Origin of the sequence: Actinomadura sp. DC4 (assembly GCF_030406325.1) — a bacterium.
In the GTDB taxonomy this organism is placed as follows: domain Bacteria; phylum Actinomycetota; class Actinomycetes; order Streptosporangiales; family Streptosporangiaceae; genus Actinoallomurus.
In genome coordinates, this window is the sequence record NZ_JAUEQY010000003.1 from 216,839 (window position 1) to 238,064 (window position 21,226).

Annotated in this window: 24 protein-coding genes; 5 read left to right on the plus strand and 19 right to left on the minus strand. The window is 72.2% G+C overall.

Going from position 1 to position 21,226, the window contains the following annotated elements; translation table 11 throughout:
* Position 1: 1 nt before the first annotated feature.
* Complete coding sequence (locus tag QWU11_RS06010; RefSeq protein WP_290104017.1) at positions 2-544, minus strand: hypothetical protein; 543 nt, start codon at positions 542-544, stop codon at positions 2-4.
* A gap of 175 nt (positions 545-719) precedes the next feature.
* Here QWU11_RS06010 and QWU11_RS06015 point away from each other — a divergent pair, with 175 nt between their 5' ends.
* Complete coding sequence (locus tag QWU11_RS06015; protein WP_290104018.1) at positions 720-2,192, plus strand: hypothetical protein; 1,473 nt, start codon at positions 720-722, stop codon at positions 2,190-2,192.
* A 7-nt stretch (positions 2,193-2,199) separates the two neighbouring features.
* On the opposite strand, the gene QWU11_RS06020 is transcribed toward QWU11_RS06015, so the two are convergent.
* Entirely contained in the window at positions 2,200-2,556 is a 357-nt protein-coding gene (locus tag QWU11_RS06020) for a BlaI/MecI/CopY family transcriptional regulator (protein WP_290104019.1), read from the minus strand.
* Between the two features lie 139 nt (positions 2,557-2,695).
* Here QWU11_RS06020 and QWU11_RS06025 point away from each other — a divergent pair, with 139 nt between their 5' ends.
* The 3 genes from QWU11_RS06025 (at position 2,696) to QWU11_RS06035 (ending at position 4,922) form a co-directional block, all read left to right on the plus strand.
* Positions 2,696-3,073 carry a BlaI/MecI/CopY family transcriptional regulator gene (locus QWU11_RS06025; protein WP_290104020.1) on the plus strand — a complete coding sequence of 126 codons (378 nt, stop codon included), beginning with the start codon at positions 2,696-2,698 and terminating at the stop codon, positions 3,071-3,073.
* A 437-nt stretch (positions 3,074-3,510) separates the two neighbouring features.
* The gene (locus QWU11_RS06030; protein ID WP_290104022.1) at positions 3,511-4,626 is read left to right on the plus strand and encodes a lysylphosphatidylglycerol synthase transmembrane domain-containing protein; all 1,116 of its coding nucleotides are present in this window, start codon (positions 3,511-3,513) and stop codon (positions 4,624-4,626) included.
* Positions 4,623-4,922 carry a YciI family protein gene (locus tag QWU11_RS06035; protein ID WP_290104023.1) on the plus strand — a complete coding sequence of 100 codons (300 nt, stop codon included), beginning with the start codon at positions 4,623-4,625 and terminating at the stop codon, positions 4,920-4,922. The genes QWU11_RS06030 and QWU11_RS06035 overlap by 4 nt, the downstream gene beginning before the upstream one ends.
* Here QWU11_RS06035 and paaZ read toward each other — a convergent pair.
* The 7 genes from paaZ to QWU11_RS06070 all read right to left on the minus strand — a co-directional run bounded on the left by paaZ (position 4,919) and on the right by QWU11_RS06070 (position 12,251).
* Complete coding sequence (gene paaZ / locus QWU11_RS06040) at positions 4,919-6,946, minus strand: phenylacetic acid degradation bifunctional protein PaaZ (RefSeq protein ID WP_290104024.1); 2,028 nt, start codon at positions 6,944-6,946, stop codon at positions 4,919-4,921. The two genes, QWU11_RS06035 and paaZ, sit on opposite strands and share 4 nt — an antisense overlap.
* Before the next feature lie 41 nt (positions 6,947-6,987).
* The gene (locus QWU11_RS06045) at positions 6,988-7,434 is read right to left on the minus strand and encodes a hypothetical protein (RefSeq protein WP_290104025.1); all 447 of its coding nucleotides are present in this window, start codon (positions 7,432-7,434) and stop codon (positions 6,988-6,990) included.
* The gene (locus tag QWU11_RS06050; RefSeq protein ID WP_290104026.1) at positions 7,427-7,786 is read right to left on the minus strand and encodes a hypothetical protein; all 360 of its coding nucleotides are present in this window, start codon (positions 7,784-7,786) and stop codon (positions 7,427-7,429) included. The genes QWU11_RS06045 and QWU11_RS06050 overlap by 8 nt, the downstream gene beginning before the upstream one ends.
* 67 nt (positions 7,787-7,853) lie before the next feature.
* A complete protein-coding gene (locus tag QWU11_RS06055; protein WP_290104027.1) occupies positions 7,854-8,654 on the minus strand; it encodes a YceI family protein in 801 nt (266 codons plus the stop codon).
* Positions 8,655-8,668: 14 nt separating this feature from the next.
* The gene (locus QWU11_RS06060; protein ID WP_290104028.1) at positions 8,669-9,445 is read right to left on the minus strand and encodes a carboxypeptidase-like regulatory domain-containing protein; all 777 of its coding nucleotides are present in this window, start codon (positions 9,443-9,445) and stop codon (positions 8,669-8,671) included.
* A gap of 23 nt (positions 9,446-9,468) precedes the next feature.
* Positions 9,469-9,903 carry a MarR family transcriptional regulator gene (locus QWU11_RS06065; protein ID WP_290104029.1) on the minus strand — a complete coding sequence of 145 codons (435 nt, stop codon included), beginning with the start codon at positions 9,901-9,903 and terminating at the stop codon, positions 9,469-9,471.
* Positions 9,900-12,251 (minus strand): MFS transporter, encoded by a 2,352-nt coding sequence (locus QWU11_RS06070; protein WP_290104030.1) that lies wholly within the window; start codon positions 12,249-12,251, stop codon positions 9,900-9,902. The genes QWU11_RS06065 and QWU11_RS06070 overlap by 4 nt, the downstream gene beginning before the upstream one ends.
* 139 nt (positions 12,252-12,390) lie before the next feature.
* Here QWU11_RS06070 and QWU11_RS06075 point away from each other — a divergent pair, with 139 nt between their 5' ends.
* Positions 12,391-13,236: a fused MFS/spermidine synthase gene (locus QWU11_RS06075; protein ID WP_290104031.1), complete on the plus strand. Its 846-nt coding sequence runs from the start codon at positions 12,391-12,393 to the stop codon at positions 13,234-13,236.
* Positions 13,237-13,627: 391 nt separating this feature from the next.
* On the opposite strand, the gene QWU11_RS06080 is transcribed toward QWU11_RS06075, so the two are convergent.
* The 10 genes from QWU11_RS06080 to pcaH all read right to left on the minus strand — a co-directional run bounded on the left by QWU11_RS06080 (position 13,628) and on the right by pcaH (position 21,223).
* Complete coding sequence (locus QWU11_RS06080) at positions 13,628-14,359, minus strand: hypothetical protein (protein WP_290104032.1); 732 nt, start codon at positions 14,357-14,359, stop codon at positions 13,628-13,630.
* A 66-nt stretch (positions 14,360-14,425) separates the two neighbouring features.
* Positions 14,426-15,061: a LysE family translocator gene (locus QWU11_RS06085; RefSeq protein ID WP_290104033.1), complete on the minus strand. Its 636-nt coding sequence runs from the start codon at positions 15,059-15,061 to the stop codon at positions 14,426-14,428.
* Between the two features lie 46 nt (positions 15,062-15,107).
* The gene (locus QWU11_RS06090) at positions 15,108-16,271 is read right to left on the minus strand and encodes a 4-hydroxybenzoate 3-monooxygenase (protein ID WP_290104034.1); all 1,164 of its coding nucleotides are present in this window, start codon (positions 16,269-16,271) and stop codon (positions 15,108-15,110) included.
* 50 nt (positions 16,272-16,321) lie between these two features.
* Entirely contained in the window at positions 16,322-17,122 is an 801-nt protein-coding gene (locus QWU11_RS06095) for an IclR family transcriptional regulator (RefSeq protein WP_290104035.1), read from the minus strand.
* Positions 17,123-17,178: 56 nt separating this feature from the next.
* Positions 17,179-17,535, minus strand: a complete 357-nt coding sequence (locus QWU11_RS06100; protein ID WP_290104036.1) for a hypothetical protein — start codon at positions 17,533-17,535, stop codon at positions 17,179-17,181.
* A 123-nt stretch (positions 17,536-17,658) separates the two neighbouring features.
* Positions 17,659-18,036: a 4-carboxymuconolactone decarboxylase gene (pcaC, locus tag QWU11_RS06105; protein ID WP_290104037.1), complete on the minus strand. Its 378-nt coding sequence runs from the start codon at positions 18,034-18,036 to the stop codon at positions 17,659-17,661.
* Positions 18,033-18,779, minus strand: a complete 747-nt coding sequence (gene pcaD / locus QWU11_RS06110) for a 3-oxoadipate enol-lactonase (RefSeq protein ID WP_290104038.1) — start codon at positions 18,777-18,779, stop codon at positions 18,033-18,035. Before pcaD ends, pcaC begins: the two co-directional genes overlap by 4 nt.
* Positions 18,776-20,014 (minus strand): lyase family protein, encoded by a 1,239-nt coding sequence (locus tag QWU11_RS06115; RefSeq protein ID WP_290104039.1) that lies wholly within the window; start codon positions 20,012-20,014, stop codon positions 18,776-18,778. Before QWU11_RS06115 ends, pcaD begins: the two co-directional genes overlap by 4 nt.
* Positions 20,007-20,552, minus strand: coding sequence for a protocatechuate 3,4-dioxygenase subunit alpha (gene pcaG, locus QWU11_RS06120; protein ID WP_290104040.1), 546 nt, complete (start codon positions 20,550-20,552; stop codon positions 20,007-20,009). Before pcaG ends, QWU11_RS06115 begins: the two co-directional genes overlap by 8 nt.
* Positions 20,552-21,223 (minus strand): protocatechuate 3,4-dioxygenase subunit beta, encoded by a 672-nt coding sequence (pcaH, locus tag QWU11_RS06125; RefSeq protein ID WP_290104041.1) that lies wholly within the window; start codon positions 21,221-21,223, stop codon positions 20,552-20,554. Before pcaH ends, pcaG begins: the two co-directional genes overlap by 1 nt.
* Positions 21,224-21,226: the final 3 nt, after the last annotated feature.

Here is a 21,226-nt window from a genome sequence, read left to right on the forward strand (position 1 = left end):
GTCAGGAGGTCTCGCCCCCGCCGGTGAACGAGCGCAGGCGGGTACGGCGCGTACGGGCGACGGCGCGCCGCAGTGGGCCCTCGAACAGGACGAAGCCGATGAGCGTCACCGTGACGCCGACGACCGAGCCGCCGGCGATCTCGTCGGGCTCGGCCCCGGCGAGCGCGAGCGAGAGGACCATCAGCAGCCACGCGCCGCACGCCGCGAACCCGAACCTGCGGCCGGCCAGGAATAGCCCGGCCGCCGTCGCCGCGGCCATCGCCGCGTGATCGCTCGGCGCGGGCAGGTCCGAGCTGTGCACGACCAGGCCGTGGAACGCCGTCCAGTGCATCGTGGGCAGCCGCTCGATGGGCTCGTTCGCCGCCACCGAGGCGATGGCGCCGACCGGCGCCCAGAGCGCGGCGGCCATCACGGCGGGACGCTCCCGACGTGCCGCCCACCAGGTCCAGCCGAGCAGCGCGACGAGCAGCAGCGGCTCCACCCGCGCGCAGGCCACCGCCGCGGTGTGGAACCGGTACGCGTCGGCCAGGTGATCGGTGAGCATGGGGGTCCGCCTCGATGGGTCGCAGTGCCGGAACAGGCCGCCTCTTGGCCAACCGCCGTCCGTGGACACTGTAGAGATCATTCGGTCAACGCAGGGTTAGGACCTGTTTCCCTGGACCCGCCGACCGTTTGACCCTTGCCTTACGTTTCCGGGAACTGACCCTACAATCTGTAGGGTGAACCTCAGCAGACGGTCAAGCGGACGTCTCGGCCACCCCTGCCTGCCCCTGTTCGCGGTGGCGTTCGTGTACGCGGCCGCCCAGGTCATCGCGGTCACGACGCGGTTGCGGCTCGGCTGGGACGAGACGGTCTACGTCAGCCAGGTCAGCCCGCACGCGCCGACGGCGTTCTTCAGCGCGCCGCGCGCCCGCGGCATCACGCTGCTGCCGGCGCCGGTCCTGGCGATGACGGCCTCGCTGGCGTCCCTGCGGCTCTACATGACCGTGCTCTCCTCGGCGGGCCTCGTGATCGCGTACTGGCCGTGGGCGCGCCTCCTGCGCCCCGCCACCGCTGCGCTCGCCGCGCTGCTGCTGGCGGCGCTGTGGATGGTGCAGTTCTACGGCAACGCGGTCATGCCCAACATCTACGTCGCGTACGGCGCGGTCGCGGCGGTCGGCTGGTTCGCGCGCACCGTTCGCGGGCAGGGCCGGTCAGCGCCGCTGTGGCTCGCCCTGAGCCTGGCGTTCGTGGCGCTCATGCGCCCGGGTGACGCGCTGTGGCTCGTGCTCCCGCTGCTCGGCGCGGTGGCGTTCGCCCGGCGGCGCCGGCGGATCGCGCTTTCGGCCGTCGTGGCCGGACCGGCGGCGGGCGCGGCCGAATGGGTCGTGGAGGCGTACGCGCGGTTCGGCGGCCCGCTGAACCGGCTCCGGGTGTCGAGCCGGAGCGAGGGCGGTCTCGGCTGGCATCCCGAGGGCCTGCGGATGGAGCTGCACGCGCTCAACGACCGGTTGCTCTGCCGGCCGTGCGGCGGCGCGACCTGGCACGTGCCCCCGCTGTCGGTCTGGTGGCCGCTCGTCCCCGCGCTGGCGGCGGGCGGGCTGGTGCTCGCGGCGCGCGGCGGCCGCCTGCGGCTGGTGGCACTGCCGGCCGCGTGCGGCGTGATGCTCGGCGCCTCGTACCTCCTGTTCGTCGGGTACGCCGCGCCGCGCTTCCTCATCCCCGCGTACGCGCTGCTGGCCATCCCGATCGCCGAGCTCGTACGCGCGGCGGCGACGCTCGGCCAGGGCCGCTGGCGAATCGCGACGGCGGGCGTCGTGGCGGCGGCGCTGGCGGTCCAGGTGGCCGGGCAGCAGATGGTGCTCGCCCGCATGGTGCGGAGCCAGCAGAGCGCCCGCCTGGACTTCGTGGCCATCACCGACGAACTCCACGGCCTCGGCGTCCGCGCGCCGTGCACGCTGTCCGGGCAACAGGCCCCACCACTGGCGTTCTACGCGGGCTGCCGGTCGCTGCAGATCGCGGGAAACGACGCGTCGGTCGACGTGGCCCGGCTGCTGGGCGAGACGAGCCTGACCCGGCTGGCGGTCATCGAACGCGACGGCCACCGCCCGCACTACACGCAGGACTGGCTGCACTACACGTTCACCACCCCGAACGGCCACCACTGGCACGTGTTCCTACCCCCGCACCCACCCGCCGCCCCCCGCAGCTGACCTCGGCTCAGCTTGCGTCGAGGAGTTTGCGGAGCATCTGTTCGTCGTCCGGGGCCAGGGCCGTGACGAAGCGCTCCAGCACGGCCGCGCGGTCCGGTTCTCGCCTCAGTACCTCGTGCATGGTCTGGGCGGCCTGTTCGGTGGCGTCACGGGCGGGGCGATAGGCGCCGCGTCTGCCGTCGGCGTCGCGGATGACCAGGCCCTTGTCCCACAGGCGCTTCAAGATCGTGTGCACCGTGTTGTAGGCCAGTTCCCCGCCGATCCGGGCCTGGACCTCCGACGGTGTCAGCGGCCGGTCGGTGGACCACAGCGCGCCGAGGACCTCCGCCTCGAGCTGCCCCGCACCCCGCCGTACTCCGGCCATGCCGTCACTTTACAGGTGATAGATCCGGATCTGCCGGACCTGTTCCGTAGGCGGGAGTTGCCCACCTACCAGCGACGACGCGGACATATCACTACTATCTAAGTAGTAACCTCCCTCTTCCCTCCCCGGAGCATGTGCCGTGCCCGACACGCCTGACCAGCAGCGACGGCCTGCCGGCATGCTCGAGGACGAGGTGCTGGCCGCGCTCTGGAGGGGCGGCCGGCCGATGAGCCCGGCGGAGGTCCAGGCCTCGCTCGGCGGGGTCCTGGCCTACACGACCGTGATGACGACGCTGGCCCGTCTGCACCGCAAGGGCATGGCCACGCGCACCCGCGAGGGGCGCGGCTACGTCTACTTCCCGAGCATCGACGAGGCGAGCCACACCGCCGCCGCAATGAACGCCCTGCTGCGCCGCCGCCACGACCACGCGGCCGTGCTCGCGCGCTTCGTCTCTGACCTTCCCCCCGAGGACGAGCGCCTGCTCCTGCGTCTCCTCCGCGACGACGACACGCCATAAACCGCCACATAAGCGGCACCGCCCTTTAGGGGACGCCGCCATCTGCGCACCTGTACTATTTGGGTAGTAGCTCAGTCGCGAGACACGGGAGCGGTGGACTGACACGTGCGAATACTGCGGTGCGGGCCGGCGGCCACGACAGGACGGCCATCGACCCGCGTTGGAGCCCGCAAAGCTCGTACGGCCGATACCGGCCACCCGCATCCGACGACCGGCACCGCCCGGAAGGCCGTCGAACACCACAGCGTCACGAAAACCGTCGTCGGCGCCCGCCGCCTTCCGCAGTCCCGGCACCACCGTTGACCGTAACGTGATCACCGGTCTGCGAAACATCGGCAGGCACTGACGCCTTCTCGCCCGGATACCGACCGGTCTAGGAGCCACGTTCTTCATCTCGTGTTTCATCGGTGTCGATCCGCTAAGGGGACATTGAGTCCATGAATCGAAGCGCCCTCGTCCGGCAGCCGCCGCCCGACCTGGTGACGGTTCAGGCCGGCGGGTCCGTCGCGGCGCGCACTCCGGCCCGCACCTGGATCGCCGCGGCGCTTCTGCTGACCTGCCTGGCCGCCGGGATCACCGGCGCGGGACTGGCCAACGTCGACGTCGCCGCCGGTCTGTGGGACGGGGCCGGCTGGGTCTCCGAGGGGGCCGCGCGCATCCGCTGGGGCCTCGTCCCGGTCATCGCCGCCCTCACCGCGATGCACTACCTGACCTCGGCGCTCGGCGTACGGGCGACCGCGTGCGGCGCGGCGGGCGACGAGCGCACCCGTGACGGAAAGCCCGGCCACTTCGGCGTCTGGGAGATCACGACGGCGCAGTTCGCGGGTGCCGCGGCGAACCGCCTGGCCCCCGCCGGGCTCGGCACCGCCGCCGTCACCTGCCGTTACCTCACCCGGCGCGGCCTGCCCGCCTGCGCCGCGACCACGACCGTCGCCGTCGTCGGCCTCGTACGCGGCCTGACCAAACTGGCGCTCGTCGCGCTCGCCATCACCCTGTGGAGCGGCCTGGGCCAGGCCCTGCGGCCCGCGACCGACGTCGGCCGGCTCGCCGCGCGCCACTCCGCGATGCTGTGGCCCGCCGTGATCCTCGCCGTCCTCGCGGTGGCGGCACTCGTCGTCGCGGGGCTCTACTGGCGGCGCCGTCAGGCGCACCTGCGGATCAAGGCCGCGCTCGCCGGGGTCGCCCGCTCGCTGCGCCACCTGCTGCGGCGCCCGCGCTGCCTGCTCGCGCTGATCGCCGCCGCGACGGTGGCCGACCTGGCGCTGGCCCTGGCCTTCGCGGTGAGCATGATGGCGGTCCCCGGCGTCCCGACGGGTTCGGTCGGCTCGCTGGTCGCCCTCTACCTCCTGGGCGCCACGGCCGGCGCCGCCGTGCCGATGCCGGCCGGCGTGGGCTCGACGGAGGCGGCGCTCATCGCCGCGCTGGCGACGGTGCACGTCCCCGCCGCCCAGGCCGCGACGGGCGTCTTCCTCTTCCGCATCATGACCTTCTGGGCCCCGGTCCCGGCGGGCGTGCTGAGCACCCGCTGGCTCCGCCGGCGCGGCGGCCTGTGAGCACGCTCCACCTGCTGTCCCTGCGCTACACCGCGGGAGAGCGGGCGGCCATGCCCTTCGTCGCCGCGCACGTGGAGTTCCTGGAGCGCCACCACCGGGACGGCACCTTCTTGGTGTCCGGCCAGACCGTGCCCGCCGACCAGGGCGGTGCGATCGTGGCCGCCGGCATCGACCGCGCCGCCGCCGAACGCGTCGTGGCCGAGGACCCGTTCGTGGTCGCCGGCGTCGCCGCGTACACGATCACGACGATCGACCCCGGACGCGTCCACCCCGCCCTGGGAGACCTCCTCCGTTAGCCCTTCGCGACGAGGGTCAGCAGGTCGTACTTGGCCACGGACGAACCGTCCTGTTTCGTCACGTCGGCGTCCCAGCGGACCTCACCGTGGTCGGCGCCCTCCCGCGGCTCGATCTGCTTGGCGGTGAGCGTCACCGTGATCTCGTCGCCGGGGTAGACGGGCGTGATGAAGCGGAGGTTCTCCAGCCCGTAGTTGGCCAGCACCGGGCCGGGGTCCGGGTCGACGAACAGGCCGGCCGCCAGCGACAGGACGAGGTAGCCGTGGGCCACCCGCCCGTCGAAGAACGGGTTGGCCCGCGCGGCCTCCTCGTCGGTGTGCGCGTAGAACGTGTCACCGGTGAACTCGGCGAAGTGGTCGATGTCGGCCAGCGTCACCGTACGGGGGCCGGCCACGACCGAGTCGCCCACCCGCAGCTCGGCGAGGTTCTTGCGGAACGGGTGGACGCCGTCGTCGCGGCGCTCGGTGCCGGGCGTCCAGCGGCCGGTGATGGCGGTGAGCATCGCCGGGCTCGTCTGCACGGCGGTGCGCTGCATGTGGTGCAGGACGCCGCGGATGCCGCCCATCTCCTCGCCGCCGCCCGCGCGGCCCGGCCCGCCGTGCACGAGGGCCGGCAGGGGCGAGCCGTGCCCGGTGGACTCCCGGCCGGTCGCGCCGTCCACGACGAGCAGCCGGCCGTGCCACGGCGCGACGCCCAGCACCATCGCGCGGGCGAAGTCCGGGTCGCCGGTGACGACCGAGCCGGCCAGGCTGCCCCGGCCGCGCGCCGCGAGCGTGATGGCCTCGTCCGGCGAGGTGTACGGGAGCAGCGTGCTGACCGGGCCGAACGCCTCGATCTCGTGGGGCTCGTCGCGGCCCGCGTCGTCGGCGCGCAGCAGGATCGGCGACACGAACGCGCCCCGCTCGGCGTCGGCGTCCACGAGGTCGACCCGCTCGGGGTCGCCGAAGACCGTACGCGTGCCCGCCGACAGGGCCTTGAGCGCGCGGCGTACCTCCTCGCGCTGCCCGAGGCCGGCCAGCGCGCCCATGCGTACGCCCGGGTCGGCCGGGTTGCCGACGGTGACCTCCGCCAGCCGCGCCGCGACGGCCTGCTCGACGTCGTCGATGATCCCGGCCGGTGCGAGCGCGCGGCGGATCGCGGTGCACTTCTGGCCGGCCTTGACCGTCATCTCGGTGACGAGCTGGCCGACGAACAGGTCGAACTCCGCGTCGCCGGGGCGTACGTCCGGGCCGAGGACGGAGCAGTTGAGCGAGTCGGCCTCGGCGTTGAAGCGGACCGAGCGCTCGACCACGACGGGGTGCGCCCGCAGCAGTGCGGCGGTCGAGGCGGACCCGGTGAACGCCAGGAGGTCCTGTTCGGTCAGGTGGTCGAGCAGGTCGCGGGGCTCGCCGCAGACGAGTTGCAGTGAGCCCTCCGGCAGCAGCCCGGACTCGATGATCAGCTCGACGAGCCGCGCGGTGAGGTACGCGGTCTGGGGGGCCGGCTTGACCAGGCTCGGCACGCCGGCGAGGAAGGCGGGGGCGAACTTCTCCAGCGGCCCCCAGACCGGAAAATTGAAGGCGTTGATCTGCACCGCGACGCCCCGCAGCGGCGTGAAGACGTGCTGGCCGACGAAGCCGCCGCTCTTGCTCAGCGGCTCCAGGCCGCCCTCGACGTAGACGGTGTCGGGGGGCAGCTCACGGCGGCCCTTGCTGGAGTAGGAGAACAGCACGCCGATGCCGCCGTCGACGTCGAACCTCGCGTCGTTCAGCGTGGCGCCGCTGCAAAGCGACAGGTCGTACAGCTCGTCGCGGTGCTCGCGCAGGGTGGACGCCAGAGCCTTCAGGAGCGCGGCGCGCCGGTGGAAGGTCATCTCCCGCAGGACGGGCCCTCCGACGCGCCTGCCGTGCTCGAGGGCGGCGCGCAGGTCGATGCCCGCGGAGGAGATCCTGGCGATCTCCGCGCCGGTCACCGCGTCGTGCAGCGGGGCGCCCTCGTCGGGCGGGACGTGCCACGCGCCGGAAACGTAACTGGACAGCGGAGCCATCGGACCCGACCTCCTCGTCGGTGGACCGTTCGGCCCGAATCCTAACCCGGCTCGCCGGTGCCGTCCCCGCGCGCCCCGACCCGGCGCAGCCACAGCAGGCCGAGGACGGGCAGGACGAGCGGCACGCAGCCGTACCCGCTGCCGTAGGAGGACCACACGGTGGCGTCGGGGAAGGCGGCGGAGTCGATGAGGCTGTAGGTGCCGACCGCGATCACCCCGACGAGCTCGATCGTGCAGGAGGTGACCGCGACGCGGTAGGAGGTGCGCCCGGAGCGGGCCAGCGTCACCGTGGCCACGATGTAGACCACCGCCGCGAACGCCGACAGGAGGTACGCGACCGGGGCGTCGTGGAACTTGGTGGCGATCTGGACGCCGGCCCGCGCGCTCGCGGCTAGCGCGAAGACGCCGTACACCGCGATCAGCACGCGGCCGGGGCCGCTGCGCCGGGCCGTACGGCCGGGCTCGGCCGTGGTCTCCCGCTCAGCCATTCCACACCTGCTGCATCCGGACGATGAGGACCGCCGTCACCAGGAACCCGGCGGCGACCACCGCAGGTCCCCACCGAGTGCGCTCCGCCAGGCCCCACGCGGCGGCGACCGGCAGGATGAGCAGCGACCCGGCGAGGTAGCCGATGAAGATCACCATGCCGCCGGCCGGGCGTGCGCCGCCGGCGAGCCGTACGATCGCCCACACCACCTGTACGAGCAGGCCCGCCTCGCCCACGGCCGCCGCGGCCAGCAGCGTCCTGCCGACCCGGCGGTTCAGTGCGGTCAGCACAAGGCTCAGTCCGGCGAGCACCAGCACGCCCACGATGAGCGCCGTCGCCAGCGCATCGACCACGCCTCAGCCTCCCCCTCGACCCGATCAGTGACGGACGAGAGAGTACTACGCCCGGTAGTACACGGCGTCAGCGGCGTACGATCTCGATGTCCAGCTCGACCTGGAGGATGCCGCCGACAACGCCGATGCCGACCCGCACCGCCTGGTTCCAGTCGATGGCGAAGTCCTCGCGCTTCAGCTCGGTCACCGCGTGGAACGCCGCGCGCACGCCGCCCCAGGGGTCCGGCCCGACGCCGAGGTAGGTGGTGTCGAGCGCGATCTGCCGGGTGACGCCGCGGATGGTGATCTCACCGCCCATGGACCAGCGGTCGTCCGACAGCGGCCGCAGGCCCTTGCTCCGGAAGATGATCTCGGGGAACGCCTCGGCGTGGAGGAAGTCCTTGCTGCGCAGGTGCGTGTCGCGGTCGTTGTTGCCGGTGTCGACGCTGCCGGCCTGCATCGTGACCTCGACGACGGAGTTCTCCACCGGGTCGGTGACCACGACCGAGCCGCTGAACTCGGCGATCCGGCCGTGCACGCTCGCCAGCCCGATGTGACGCGCCCGGATGCGCACCGCGGAGTGCACCGGGTCGATGTCCCAGACACCGGGGTCGGGAAGCTGCCGCTCCCCCGTCGCGGTGAGCTCGACCTCGCCCAGGTCGAGCCCTCCGGCGCCGACGACGGCGCTGCGCGCGACCGGCTGGTGCCCGGGCGCGGCGACGATCAGGGTGTAGATGCCCGGAGGGATCTGCGGGATCGCGGCCCGGCCGGCCGAGTCCACCGTCGTACGGCCGACCTGGTGGCCCGCCCCGTCGGTGAGGGTGAGGACCGCGTGTTCGACCGGCCAGCCGCCGGGCGCGACCACCCGGACCGTGACTGTGGGATTCAAGAAAGGGGCCCCTTTCAGGCGGTCAGGGTGACGTCGGCGTCGACGGCCCGGCCGTCCTTGACCTGGACGGGAACGGCCGCCGGTCCATGGCCGGCCGCGACGAGCGTATAGGTACCGAGAGCCAGGTCTCCGAAGGAGAACGAACCGCTGGAGTCGCTCATCGTCGTCGCGACGATCTTCCCGGCCTGGTTCATGAGCGTGACGCGTGCGCCGGCGTACGGGCGGTCGTGCGTCCAGACCTCTCCGTGCAGCGAACCGCGTGCCGCGAGCTCCAGGTCCTGGCGTGCCTCGGCGCCCTGGCGGATGGTCACCGCGGCGGCGGCCGGCTGGTGCGCCGGGGCGGAGACCACAAGGGTGTACATGCCCTCGGGCAGGCTGATGAAGGAGAAGCCGCCCTCGACGCCGGTGCGCGCGGTCCCGACGACCTCGCCCTGGACGTCGGTGACGGTGATCGTGGCGTCGGCGACCGGCCGGCGCGTACCGGCGATGCGCACGGTCCCGAACAGCCCGCCGACGCCCGCGACGGTCATGTCGTGGCGGACCGTCTCGTCGCCGACCGCGACGAGTGAGGCGATCGGCTCGTGGCCGTGCGCCGAGGCGATGATGAGGTACGTGCCGCCGTAGCTGACGTCGAGGCGGTATTCGCCGTCCCGTCCGGTGTAGGCGGATCCGATCTTGCGCCCCGCCATGTCGGCCAGGGTGACCACCGCGCCCGAGACCGGCGGGCCCTCGGTGCGCCGGACGGTGCCGAAGACGGTGAGCGTCTCCCGGAGCGCCGTGTTCTCAACCATGGAAATTGTCCTCCGATTCGTGGCTATTCCGGGGCCGCGGCGAGGGCCTCGAGGGCGGGCAGGGCGGCATCCAGCGCGATCTGCTGAGCCTGCGGCAGCCGGTGGATGCGGTCCGCGAGCAGGCCGGTCGTGTGCCTGCTCAGGTCATCCAGCAGCTCGTCCCCGGCCGGGCTCGTGGTGAGCCGGCAGATGCGCCGGTCGTGCGGGTCGGGCTGCCGGGCGATGAGGCCCAGCTTGTCGAGCGCGTCGACGATGTGGGACACGGTCGGCGTGCTGACCGCCATCCGCTTGGCCAGCTCCCCGACGGCGAGCGGCTCGCCGGCCGCGATGGTGGCGAGCGCGCTCAGGCGGCTCGGCGTCAGGTCGTCCGGCCATTCCTTCCGGAGCCGACGGCTGAGACCGGCCATGGCGAGCCTGAGCCGCCCTGCCGTCGCCGCCGGCTCCGGACCGGTGTTCACTCGCCCAGCGCCACTCGTATGGTCGCGGGGTCGCCGGACTCGATGCGGACCGCGATCGTGGCCGGCCGGTGCCCGGCGGCGACCACCGTGTAGTGACCGTCCGGGAGGCCGGTGATGTGGTAGCTCCCGTCGGGGCCGGTCGTCGTCGTCGCGACGACCTCACCGGTCTCGTCGGTGACCGTGGCCGTGATGCCTCCGAGGGGGACGCCCTCCGGCGAGCGCACGATGCCGCGCATCTCACCGACCGGGCCGGTCTCGTCGGGCGCCAGCGCGAAGTCCTGCACCGCGCCCACGGAGCCGACCAGGACCGTGGCCGCCTGCGGCGACCAGCCCGGGGCGGTCGTGATCACGAGGTAGTCACCGGGCGGCGCCTGGAACGCGTAGCGGCCGTCGGGCCCGGTGTTGGTCCGCCCGAGCTGGCGCCCGTCCGGACCGGCGATGGTGATCGCCGCGTACGGGACCGGCCGGCCGGAGCCGTTGTGGACGAACCCCTGTACGCCGTGCGCGCCCGGGCTCCCGGTGCCCTCGTGCACGAACGAGGCGGCGGGCGTGGGCCCGTGCCCGTTCGGCGACATCTGCGGGTCGTTGAGCTCGCTCATCCCGCCGCCGGCCTCGCCCGCGACGCCCGCCAGCTCTGAGCCCACGGACTCGTGCTCGGGCGACTTGCGCCGCTTGGTCAGCATCGACGCGCCCGCCGCGATCACGCAGGCCACGATGGCGAACAGGAACGCGATCACCAGGCCCTGGTGGAACGGCTGGGTGATCAGGTGCGGGAAGTAGCTGCGGCCGGTGAGGTAGGAGGCGTGGTCGGCCGGGAGCTTGGACAGCTGCGGCCCGAGGAGCTGCTGCATCGGGTTGTAGCCGAGGAACGCGGCGAACAGCACCGCGATCGGCGGCAGGTGCGACACCGTCTGGGCCGCCTGCTCCGGCACGCCCTGGGCGACGAGGCCGTCGTGCATCGTGCCCGGCAGGCTGTGCGACAGGCCGACCACCATCAGGCTGAAGAAGATGCCGATGGACAGCACCATCGAGGAGTTCATGAAGGTCGCGTTCATGCCCGCGCCCACGCCGCGCTGGTCGGCGGGGACGGCGTTCATGATCTCCGCACGGTTCGGCGAGGCGAACATGCCGGAGCCGATGCCGTTGATGATCAGCAGGAGGGCGAACACCGGGTAGGAGAAGTTGACCGGGATCGCGAGCATCAGCGCGAAGCTCAGCGCGGTGATGAGCGTGCCGCCGACGGTGAAGTAGCGGTGGCCGAGCTTGTCCGACAGCATCCCGGACAGCGGCGCCGAGAACAGGAAACCGACGGTCAGCGGGATCATGTAGATGCCCGCCCACAGCGGGGTGTCCTCGAAGCTGTAGCCGTGCTGCGGCAGCCAGATGCCCTGCAGCCAGATGATCAGCATGAACTGCAGGCCGCCGCGGCCGAGCGCGGTCAGCAGGCTGGCGAGGTTGCCGGCGGCGAAGGTGCGGTCACGGAACAGCGACATGTTGAAGAGCGGCTCAGCGATCTTGCTCTCGATGTAAACGAAGATCACCAATACTGCCATGCCGCCGAGGAGCGCGGCCAGTACCCAGGGGTTGGTCCAGCCCATCGTGTGGCCGCCGTAGGGCTGCAGGCCGTACGTGATGCCGACGAGCACGGCGATGAGGCCGACCGCGAAGGTGACGTTGCCCCACCAGTCGATCTTGGCCTTACGCCGGACGCCGGTGTCGTGCAGCTTGATGAACGCCCAGAAGGTGCCGAAGACGCCGACGGGCACCGAGACGAGGAAGATGTAGTGCCAGTTCACCGGGCCCAGGACGCCGCCGAGGATCAGGCCGATGAACGATCCGGCGATCGCCGCGATGGCGTTGATGCCCAGCGCGGTCCCGCGCCGGGTGGCGGGGAACGCGTCGGTGATGATCGCCGTGGAGTTGGCGAAGAGGAGCGCGCCGCCGACGCCTTGGACGATGCGCCAGCCGATCAGCCATAGAGCCGCGGACGACCCGTGCATCCAGCACACAGAGAGCAGGATGGAACAGACGGTGAACACCGCGAAGCCGAGGTTGTACATGCGGACCCTGCCGAACATGTCGCCGAGCTTGCCGAACGCCACCACCAGAACGGCGGTGACGACCATGAAGCCCATCATCATCCACAGCAGGTAACTCGTGTTGCCAGAATCGAGCGGATTTAGGCCGATTCCGTCGAAAATGTTCGGCAGAGCGATCAGGACGATCGACTGGTTGATCGTCACCATCAGGACGCCGAGCGTGGTGTTGGACAGCGCGATCCACTTGTAGCCGTCCCCGAGGGGTTTGGTCTGCTCCGCTCGTCTGTGCGTCTGGGCGGACGTCGTCATAAGGGACTGAGCTCCCGCTTCGTCTTCGTCATATTCGTTGCTTAGTGCTAACTAACCATACGCCTGCGGCGAACCTTCTCCATCCCCTACGCAGTGTGACAAGACACTCCTCGGACCGCCAGGCGTCGATACTGGTGAGATGGCCCATCGACAACGTCCCGCCCGCGTCGAGGAGAAGATCGACTCGGGCGTCGCCGAGCTCGTGCCCGACCCCGACCGGCCGCGTTCGTGGACCCTCCTGGTGAACGGGACTCCGCAGTCGCACGTCGACCTGGACGATCCGGCCTATCTCGACTTCGAGTACATCCGGCGGCTCGGCCACGTCGTGGACCTGATCGCCCCGGCCGGGAGCCCGCTGCGGGTGCTCCACCTCGGCGGCGGCGGGCTGACGCTGGCGCGCTACGTCGCCGCGACCCGGCCGCGCTCCACCCAGCAGGTGGCCGAGGTCGACGCCGCCCTCATCGACCTCGTACGGCGGCGGCTGCCACCGGACCGGAACGCCCGGATCCGGATCCGTACCGGCGACGCCCGCGAGATCCTCATGCGGGCGCCCGAGGACACCTTCGACCTGGTCGTCGGCGACGTGTACGCCGGCGGCCGCTCCCCCGCGCACCTGACCTCGGCGGAGTTCTTCGCCGCGGCCGCGCGCACGCTGCGCGCCGGCGGGTTCTTCGCGGCGAACCTCGCCGACGGCGCGCCGCTGGCGTTCGCCCGCGCGCAGGTGTCGACGCTGTGCTCGGTGCTGCCCGAGGCCTGCCTGATCGCCGATCCGGCCGTGCTGCGGGGCCGGCGGTTCGGCAACCTGGTGCTGATCGCGGGGCGGGTGCCGCCGCCGGTGGCCGAGCTGACCCGCCGGGCCGCCGGCGACCCGTTCCCGGGACGCGTGGTGGAAGGCGAGGAACTGAGGAGGTTCGCGGGCGGGGCGCCGCCGGTCACTGACGCGACCGCGCGGCCGTCGCCGCAACCGCCCGACGGCGTGTTCTGAGGATTTCGGTGGGGTCCGGGGGCTTTGTCCATCCCCCGGACCCCGGTGGGCCACCCATTTGCACACACCGGCACGTTTAAGAGCGCGGATCAGTCCTGAGGTCGCCGTGCTCTGCCTATTGAGCTAACGCGGCACGTGGAGCCGCATGCCGGACTCGAACCAGCACCCCGGCGAGTGTCGTCCGCACTCGGTCGATCCGGTGTTCGGTGGCGAATGCTGAATCTGGAGCGAGAGTCTGAGATTGAGCGGCTGCCTCTGCCTGTTGGGCCATCCCGGCGCGCGTGCCGGGAGAGGGACTCGAACCCCCACTTTTCACCGCTGATCAGGCTGACGTTCAGTTTCAGCTTGCGCTCCTTGCGCTTCCCCCACTCGCGCGGGGGAGTCTGTGACACTACTCGAAGAGGAACCGGAAGACCGCGTCACCGGTCCGCTGGTCGACGACCTCGGCGCCGTTGGCCTCCTCGCGGGCGAACTTCACCGCGCGCTGGAGGCGGTCGACCCGGTCCAGCAGGTCGTTGACCCGCTTGGCCGGCAGCGCGCCGGAGAACTTCGTCGTCGTCCAGTAGCCGACGGAGATGTCCTCGTAGTACACCTCGACCTGCGCCGGATGCTTGTCGGTCGCCTCGGCCTTGACGTGGTTGCGCGGCACCTTCTTGGTGCGGTTGGTCCGTACGGGCTCGGTCTTCCAGCAGTCGGCCGACTCGTCGAACGCCCACGTCTCGGCCGCGTCCAGGACCGGCAGCTTCTTGACGAAGGTGTGCAGGTCGGTGAGCTGCTTCTCGAGGAACAGAAGGTAGGACACCGGGACGTCGCGCAGGATCGTGCGGCCGTCGACGGTGACGTCGGCCTTGGCCGAGCAGTTGGCCCAGTCCTTGGTGGCCGTCACGTCGAAGAGCCGCGCCATGATCGCCGCCGTCCGGGCGATGACCTCGTCGGCCTTGACCTGGACCCGCGTGGACTCCGGCGGGAGCTGCTCCCCCTCCTCGTCCTTCGGCTGGTAGACCCGGGAGATGCCAGCCAGCAGCGCCGGCTTCTGCAGGCCGTGGTGCGCGTCGGTCAGGTCGCGCAGAGCCCCGCTCTTCACGCCCTTCTCCACAGCGATGATCTGGTTGAGCTTCGCCACCTTGCCCCCTTTCAGGCGGAATGCACGCTATCGCGGGTGTCCGCGGCGACGCAGGTCATTGAAGACTCAGTCCTTGCGGCCGGTGACGGCGACGCCGAGGCCCAAACCGATCATGGCCAGGCCGCCCGCTCCGCCGATCATCTGGAGCCGTCGCGGCGAACGCCCGAACCAGGCCCGCGCGCCGCTCGCCGCCAGGCTCCAGGTCGAGTCGCAGACCAGCGCGATGAGCACGAAGATCAGCCCGAGCACGAACATCTGGAACGGCACACCGCCGCGCTCGCGGTCGACGAACTGCGGCAGCACGGCGGCGAAGAACACCGCGGTCTTGGGGTTGGCGACCCCCACGAGGAACCCGTCGAGGCCCGCGCGCCAGCCGCCGCGATCGCCGGGCTCGTCCTGGAGGCCGGCGTGGGCGCCGCGGCGCAGCAGCGCGCGCACGCCGAGGAACACGAGGTACGCCGCGCCGCACAGCTTGATCGCGGTGAAGACCACGACGGAGCTCTCGACCACCGCGCCGACGCCGAACGCGACGGCGCAGACCACGACGAGGGCGCCCACCTCGTTGCCGATGACGGAGACGAGCGCGGTCCTGCGGCCGTACGCCAGGGCGCGGCCGACGACGAACAGCACGCTCGGGCCGGGGATGACGATGATGAGCAGCGAGGCGAGGCCGAAGGCCAGCGCCTGGGAAACGGAGATCACGCATCCGACGGTAGGCGCGCGCCCGCCGGCCGGACAACGCGATTTCTCAGAGCGTGGGCGCCGCGCCGACGTAATTCTCCGCCAGGGTGGTCGCGGCTGCCTTCGAGGCGACGAGGTAGTCCAGGTAGGCGAGCTGCCTGCGGTGCTCGAAGGAGTCCCCGGCCGGGTCCCTGTGCAGCAGCGTGGTCATCCAGGACGCGAACTGCTGCGCTCGCCAGACGCGTTTGAGGCACGTGGCGGAGTAGGCGTCGAGCAGCTTGTCCGAGCCCTCGTCGTACCGCGCGACCAGCGCCTCGGCGAGCACGATGACGTCGGAGATCGCCAGGTTGAGGCCCTTGGCGCCGGTCGGCGGCACGATGTGCGCGGCGTCCCCGGCGAGGAACAGCCGGTCGTGCCGCATCGGCTCGGCGACGAAGCTCCGCATCGGGGTGATCGACTTTTCCACGATGGGCCCGTCCCGCAGCTCCCACCCATCGCTGGTGGCGAACCGCGCCCGCAGCTCGGACCAGATCCGCTCGTCGGGCCAGGCCTCGATGGCGTCGCCGGGGTCGACCTGGAGGTACAGCCGGCTGACCCGCGGGGAGCGCAGGCTGTGCAGGGCGAAGCCGCGCTCGCTGTGGGCGTAGACCAGCTCGTCCGTGGAGGGCGCCACCTCGGCGAGCACGCCGAGCCAGGCGTACGGGTAGTCCCGCTCGTAGGTCCGCAGCCCTGGCACGGCCGCCCGGCCGACGCCGTGGAAGCCGTCGCACCCCGCGATGACGTCGCAGTCGAGCGTGCGGGTCTCGCCGTCCTGCCGGAAGGTCACCGACGGCGCGCCCGTGTCGACGGCGAGCGCCTCGGCGCCGAACCGGACGTCGCCGCCGGCCGCCAGCCGCGCGGCGATCAGGTCTTTCACGATCTCGGTCTGCGCGTAGATCGTCACCGTACGGCCACCGGTCAGCTCGGTCAGCGGGATGCGGTGCCCGGCGCCGCCGAACCGCAGCTCCAGGCCGTGGTGGGTGAGGCCCTCACGGTCGAGTCGCTCGCCCACTCCGCTGCTCCGCAGCACGTCCACGGTGCCCTGTTCGAGCATCCCGGCCCGCTGCCGCCGCTCGACGTACGCGCGGTCCCGGCTCTCCAGGACGACCGAGTCGACGCCGCGCAGGTGCAGCAGTTGGGAGAGCAGGAGGCCGGCGGGGCCGGCGCCGACGATCGCCACCTGGGTACGCATTCATCCCCTTCCGGTCTCGTTCCGACATCGTGGCGCTCCGGCCGCTCTCATCAGGCCAGGTCCTTCCACTCAGTGGAACCGCCGTGGGTGGCGACGTCGTTCGACAGCGCCCGCGCGGCGGCGAGCACCGCTGGGACGAGCCGACGGAGGTCGGCGCCCTGCCGCCGGGTGACCAGCGACATCGCGGCGAGCACCGAACCGCCGGCGTCGCGCACGGGCGCGGCCACCGAGCAGGAGCCGAGCGTCATCTCCTCGCTGGTGACCGCGTAGCCGGTGCGCCGCACCTCGACGAGGTGGGCGCGCAGCCGGCCGGGGTCGGTGACGGTGTTCGGTGTGAAGGAGGCGAGGCCCTCGGCGATGACGTCCTCGGCGAACTCCTCGGAGGCGAAGGCCAGCAGGACCCGGCCGACGCCGGTCGAGTGCAGCGGCAGCTCCGCCGCCACCCGGGTGACGATCGGCACCGAACGCGGGCCGCGGAGGCGTTCGAGGTAGAGCGCCTTGTGGCCGCTGACGACGGCGAGCTGGACGTTCTCGTGCGTCGCCTCGTAGAGGTCCTCCATGTGCGGCAGCGCCAGCTCGCGCAGGGCGGTCGCGGCCGAGGCCTGCGCGCCGATGCGCCACAGGCGCATCCCGATGCGATAGGACCCGTCGGGCAGGCGTTCGAGGAAGCCGCCGCCGGTCAGCTCGCCGACGAGGCGGTGGCCGGTGGCGAGCGGCAGGTCAGCGCGGCGGCAGATCTCGGTGAGGGTGAGGCGGACCCCACCGGGGGCGAACGCCTCCAGGATCGCCATCACCTTGCCCGCCACGCTCGGCGGCCGGCCCGCGCTCGTCGTGCCCGCTCGTCCCGCCACGGCCATCAACAATAGGACGGCGCGGCACCCTGCCGGGGCGCCGCGCCGCCAGGCGATCAGTTGGCGCCGATGTTCAGCGCTTTCATGATCAGTTCCAGCTTCTGGTCCATCCCGTCGAACCGCTGGTCCATCCCGTCGAACCGCTGGTCGATCTCGGTGAAGCGGTTCTCGTGGCGCAGCTGGGTGACCCGCATCTCCTTGATCTGATCGCTGACTCCCGCGACCGCCGAGTCCAGCTCGTTGAGCCGGTTGCCGTGGCGCATCTGGGTCGCGGAGATCGTGGTGACGCTCGTCTGCAACGACTCGATCTGCGTCGTGTGCGCACCCTGCTGCTTCTGGATGTCGCCCAGCATGCCGTAGATCGCGTTCACGTCGTTGTAGAGCTGATTCATCTTGCGCTCAGCGTCTTCCATGAGCATGACCCTATCTCCCCTCTGTCGCGTCTCCCGGGGGGTCGGGAGACTCGTTCACACACTCGGAGGGGTACGGAGTGCGACCGACATATTACGGTCCGCACAGGGCCGGAAAGAAATCGATCACTTACGCTCGGTGATCACTCCGTCCTCGATCAGGACGCGCTGGGCGACGGCGAAGGCGGAGTTGGCGGCGGGGACGCCGCAGTAGACCGCGGTCTGCAGCAGCACCTCCTTGATCTCGCCGGCGCTGAGGCCGTTGCGCACCGCGGCGCGTACGTGCATGGCCAGCTCATCCAGGTGGCCGCCGGCGACGAGCGCGGTCAGAGTGACGCAGCTGCGGGTCTTGCGGTCGAGCAGCGGGCGGGTCCAGATCTCGCCCCAGGCGTAGCGGGTGATGAAGTCCTGGAAGTCGGCGGTGAAGTCGGTCGTACGGGCCTGCGCCCGGTCGACGTGCGCGTCGCCGAGGACCTCGCGGCGGACCCTCATTCCTTCGCTCATGACGTCCTTTCGAGGTGACGGAGCATCGCGTGCGTGACGGGTTCAGGGCGTTCGAGGTTGGCCAGGTGGCCGGCGGCGGGCACGACGACGAGCTCGGCGCCGGGAATGCCCTGGGCGAGCGTCTCGGCGTGGTCCAGCGGGGTGGCGACGTCCTCCGCGCCGGCGATCACCAGCGTCGGCGCGAGCACCCTCCCGAGCCGGTCGCGTACGTCGAAGCCGGCCAGGGCCGTGCAGCAGGCGGCGTAGCCCTCCGGATCGACCTTCGTGAGCATCGCCCGCGCGCCGTTCGTGTCCGCGTACAGCGGGGTGAACCAGCGCCCGACCAGCATGTCGGCCAGCGGCTCCAGCCCACCCGCGCGCACCTTCGCGGCCCGCTCGTGCCAGGCCGACGGGTCGCCGAACCGCGCCGAGGTGCAGCACAGGATCAGGCTCGTTATCCGCTCCGGGTGTTCCAGCGCCAGTGTGGTGCCGATCGCCCCGCCGAGCGAGACGCCGCCGTAGGCCGCCTTCTCCACGCCGAGCGCGTCGAGTAACGCTACGACGGCGTCGGCGAAGTCGCCGATCGTGCCGTGGATCACGTCGGAGCCGCCGTGGCCGGGCAGGTCGTACCTGAGCACCCGCCAGGTGGCGGTCAGGTCCGGGAGCTGCGGGTCCCAGAGGTCCATCGTGGTCCCGACCGAGGAGCCGAGGACGAGCACGGGCGCGTCGCCCGGCCCGTCGAAGCGGTGGTGCAGCCGCGTCATCCGGTCACCTTTCGCGTGTACGCGTCCAGGGCACGGTCCACGAGTTCGGGCGCGCACCCGACGGCGTCGGCGGGGTCGGCGCCGGGGACCAGGTCACTCAGCGGACGGCCGGCGCGCAGCGCCTCGGCCACCCGCTCGCGCGCGTCGCCGGACCCCTCGGAGAGCCTGGCGAGCTCGGCGGCGGCGTACTCGGACAGGAGTTCGTCGCGCAGGTTGCCGCGCATCCGGTCCGGGAAGACCTCCAGGCCGCCTGCCAGCTCGGCCGCGGTCTCGGCGGCGCCGCCCGTCAGGCGCAGCGCGTCGTTCAGCGGCAGCCACTCCGCGTGCCACTCCCCCGCGGGGCGCTCCAGGCCGGCCGTCTGCGCGGCGAACAGGACCTGCGCGTACGCCGGGACGCGCAGCGCCGCAGAACGGATCATGGTGGCGAGCACCGGGTTGCGCTTGTGCGGCATCGCCGACGAGCCGCCGCGTCCCGGCGCGGCCGGCTCGGCGACCTCGCCGACCTCGGTCTGGGCCAGGAGCACGACGTCCGTCGCGAACTTGCCGAGGGCGCCGGCGACGAGGGCCAGCGCCCCGCCGAGCCCCGCGACGGGGCCCCGGAGGGTGTGCCAGGGCAGGACGGCCTCGGCCAGGCCGGTCTCCTCGGCGAAGAGCGGTGTCAGCCGCAGGGTGCCGTACGCGGCGAGCGTGCCGGCCGCCCCGCCGAGCTGGGCCGGCAGGCGCAGGTCCGCGAGCGCCACGCGGGCCTCGGCGACGGCGGTCAGCCAGCAGGCCGCGCGCAGCCCGAAGGTCGTCGGCACGGCCTGCTGCCCGAACGTGCGGCCGGCCATCGGCGTGTCCCGGTGGCTCCTCGCGAGGGCGGCCAGGCCCTCCAGCGTGCGGTCGAGGTCGGCCAGGATGATCCGGCGGGTGCGGTCCGCGACCAGCATCGCCGCGGTGTCCATGATGTCCTGGCTGGTGGCGCCGTGGTGGACGTGCTCGCCCGCGGCCACCCGCAGGTCGGCCACGAGCGGGACGACCGGGTTGCCGGCACCCCGCGCCCGTACGGCCAGGTCCTCCAGGTCGACCTCGGCACCGGCGATCGCGTCGGCGACGCCGTCCGGGATGACGCCGAGGCGCGCCTGGGCGCGGGCGAGCGCCGCCTCGGCGTCCAGCAGGGCGCGCAGCCACGCCTCGCCCGAGGTCGCCGTCTCGGCCGCGGTGCCGGCCGCGACCGGCGAGAGGAGGTCAGCCAAAGAAGACCGTCTCCTGTTCGCCCTGGAGGTGCACGTCGAAGCGGTAGGTCCGCTCGTCCTCCCGCACCGCGACCAGGGTGTCACGCCGGTCCGCGGGGATCCCCGAGAGCAGGGGGTCCGCGGCGTTCCCGTCCTCGCCGGGGAAGTAGAGCCGGGTGGTCACCGGCTTGAGCAGGCCGCGGGCGAACATCAGGACCGCGATGTACGGGACGGGCCCGCCCGGCTTCAGGGTGGAGAACCAGTAGTGGCCGTCGGCGTCGGTGCCGCAGCGGCCGAAGCCGGCGAAGTCACGTCCGGCGCGGGCGAACGCGCCGGGCGCGTCCGGCACACGCCCGTCGGGACCGGCCTGCCAGATCTCCAGGAGCGCGTCGGGGATCGGCGCACCCTCGCCGTCCAGCACCCGGCCGTGGATCCGGATCGCGTCCGGATGCCACTCGGGGACGACGCGCGGGCCGTCACCGTACGGGAGTGCGTAGCCGAAGAAGGGACCCACCGTTTGGGAGGGTGTCTGGGCCGGCGTCTGGGAGGGAGTGGTCATCAGTCCTCCGCCGGGGTCGCGCCGAGGACGATGTCCCACTGGTACGCCAGAGCCCACTCGGGCACGGTCGCGTCCAGGTCGAACCGGGCGACGAGGCGCTGCCGCGCCTTCTCGTCCGGAATCGAGTTGAAGATCGGGTCGTAGGCGAACAGCGGGTCGCCGGGGAAGTACATCTGCGTCACCAGTCGCTGGGTGAACGCGGTGCCGAAGACCGAGAAGTGGATGTGCGCGGGCCGCCAGGCGTTCTCGTGGTTGCGCCAGGGGTAGGCGCCCGGCTTGATGGTGACGAACTCGTACCGTCCGGCCGAGTCCGTGAGGCAGCGGCCGGCGCCGGTGAAGTTCGGGTCGAGCGGCGCGGGGTGCTGGTCGCGCAGGTGGATGTAGCGGCCGGCGGCGTTGGTCTGCCAGATCTCCACGAGGGTGTCCGGCACCGGGCGCCCGCCGGAGTCGAGCACCCGGCCGGTCACGACGATCCGCTCGCCCAGCGGCTCTCCGGCGTGCTGTCTGGTCAGGTCGTTGTCGAGCAGGCCGAGCTCGGCCCGGCCGAACACCGGGCCGGTCAGCTCGACGGCGTCCGGCCCGTACTTGGGCACGACCAGCGGTCGCCTCGGTGCCCGGAGGACCGTACTGGTGTAGGGCGGGTGCAGGTGGGGCGGGTGCGGATCGCTCACGGG

What these genes read in the sequence shown, in the direction of transcription:
- QWU11_RS06010 (WP_290104017.1), bottom strand. Translation starts at nt 544, where the DNA reads ATGCTCACCGATCACCTGGCCGACGCGTACCGGTTCCACACCGCGGCG.
- QWU11_RS06020 (WP_290104019.1), bottom strand. Translation starts at nt 2,556, where the DNA reads ATGGCCGGAGTACGGCGGGGTGCGGGGCAGCTCGAGGCGGAGGTCCTC.
- QWU11_RS06030 (WP_290104022.1), top strand. Translation starts at nt 3,511, where the DNA reads ATGAATCGAAGCGCCCTCGTCCGGCAGCCGCCGCCCGACCTGGTGACG.
- paaZ (WP_290104024.1), bottom strand. Translation starts at nt 6,946, where the DNA reads ATGGCTCCGCTGTCCAGTTACGTTTCCGGCGCGTGGCACGTCCCGCCC.
- QWU11_RS06045 (WP_290104025.1), bottom strand. Translation starts at nt 7,434, where the DNA reads ATGGCTGAGCGGGAGACCACGGCCGAGCCCGGCCGTACGGCCCGGCGC.
- QWU11_RS06060 (WP_290104028.1), bottom strand. Translation starts at nt 9,445, where the DNA reads ATGGTTGAGAACACGGCGCTCCGGGAGACGCTCACCGTCTTCGGCACC.
- QWU11_RS06070 (WP_290104030.1), bottom strand. Translation starts at nt 12,251, where the DNA reads ATGACGACGTCCGCCCAGACGCACAGACGAGCGGAGCAGACCAAACCC.
- QWU11_RS06075 (WP_290104031.1), top strand. Translation starts at nt 12,391, where the DNA reads ATGGCCCATCGACAACGTCCCGCCCGCGTCGAGGAGAAGATCGACTCG.
- QWU11_RS06090 (WP_290104034.1), bottom strand. Translation starts at nt 16,271, where the DNA reads ATGCGTACCCAGGTGGCGATCGTCGGCGCCGGCCCCGCCGGCCTCCTG.
- QWU11_RS06100 (WP_290104036.1), bottom strand. Translation starts at nt 17,535, where the DNA reads ATGGAAGACGCTGAGCGCAAGATGAATCAGCTCTACAACGACGTGAAC.
- pcaC (WP_290104037.1), bottom strand. Translation starts at nt 18,036, where the DNA reads ATGAGCGAAGGAATGAGGGTCCGCCGCGAGGTCCTCGGCGACGCGCAC.
- pcaD (WP_290104038.1), bottom strand. Translation starts at nt 18,779, where the DNA reads ATGACGCGGCTGCACCACCGCTTCGACGGGCCGGGCGACGCGCCCGTG.
- pcaG (WP_290104040.1), bottom strand. Translation starts at nt 20,552, where the DNA reads ATGACCACTCCCTCCCAGACGCCGGCCCAGACACCCTCCCAAACGGTG.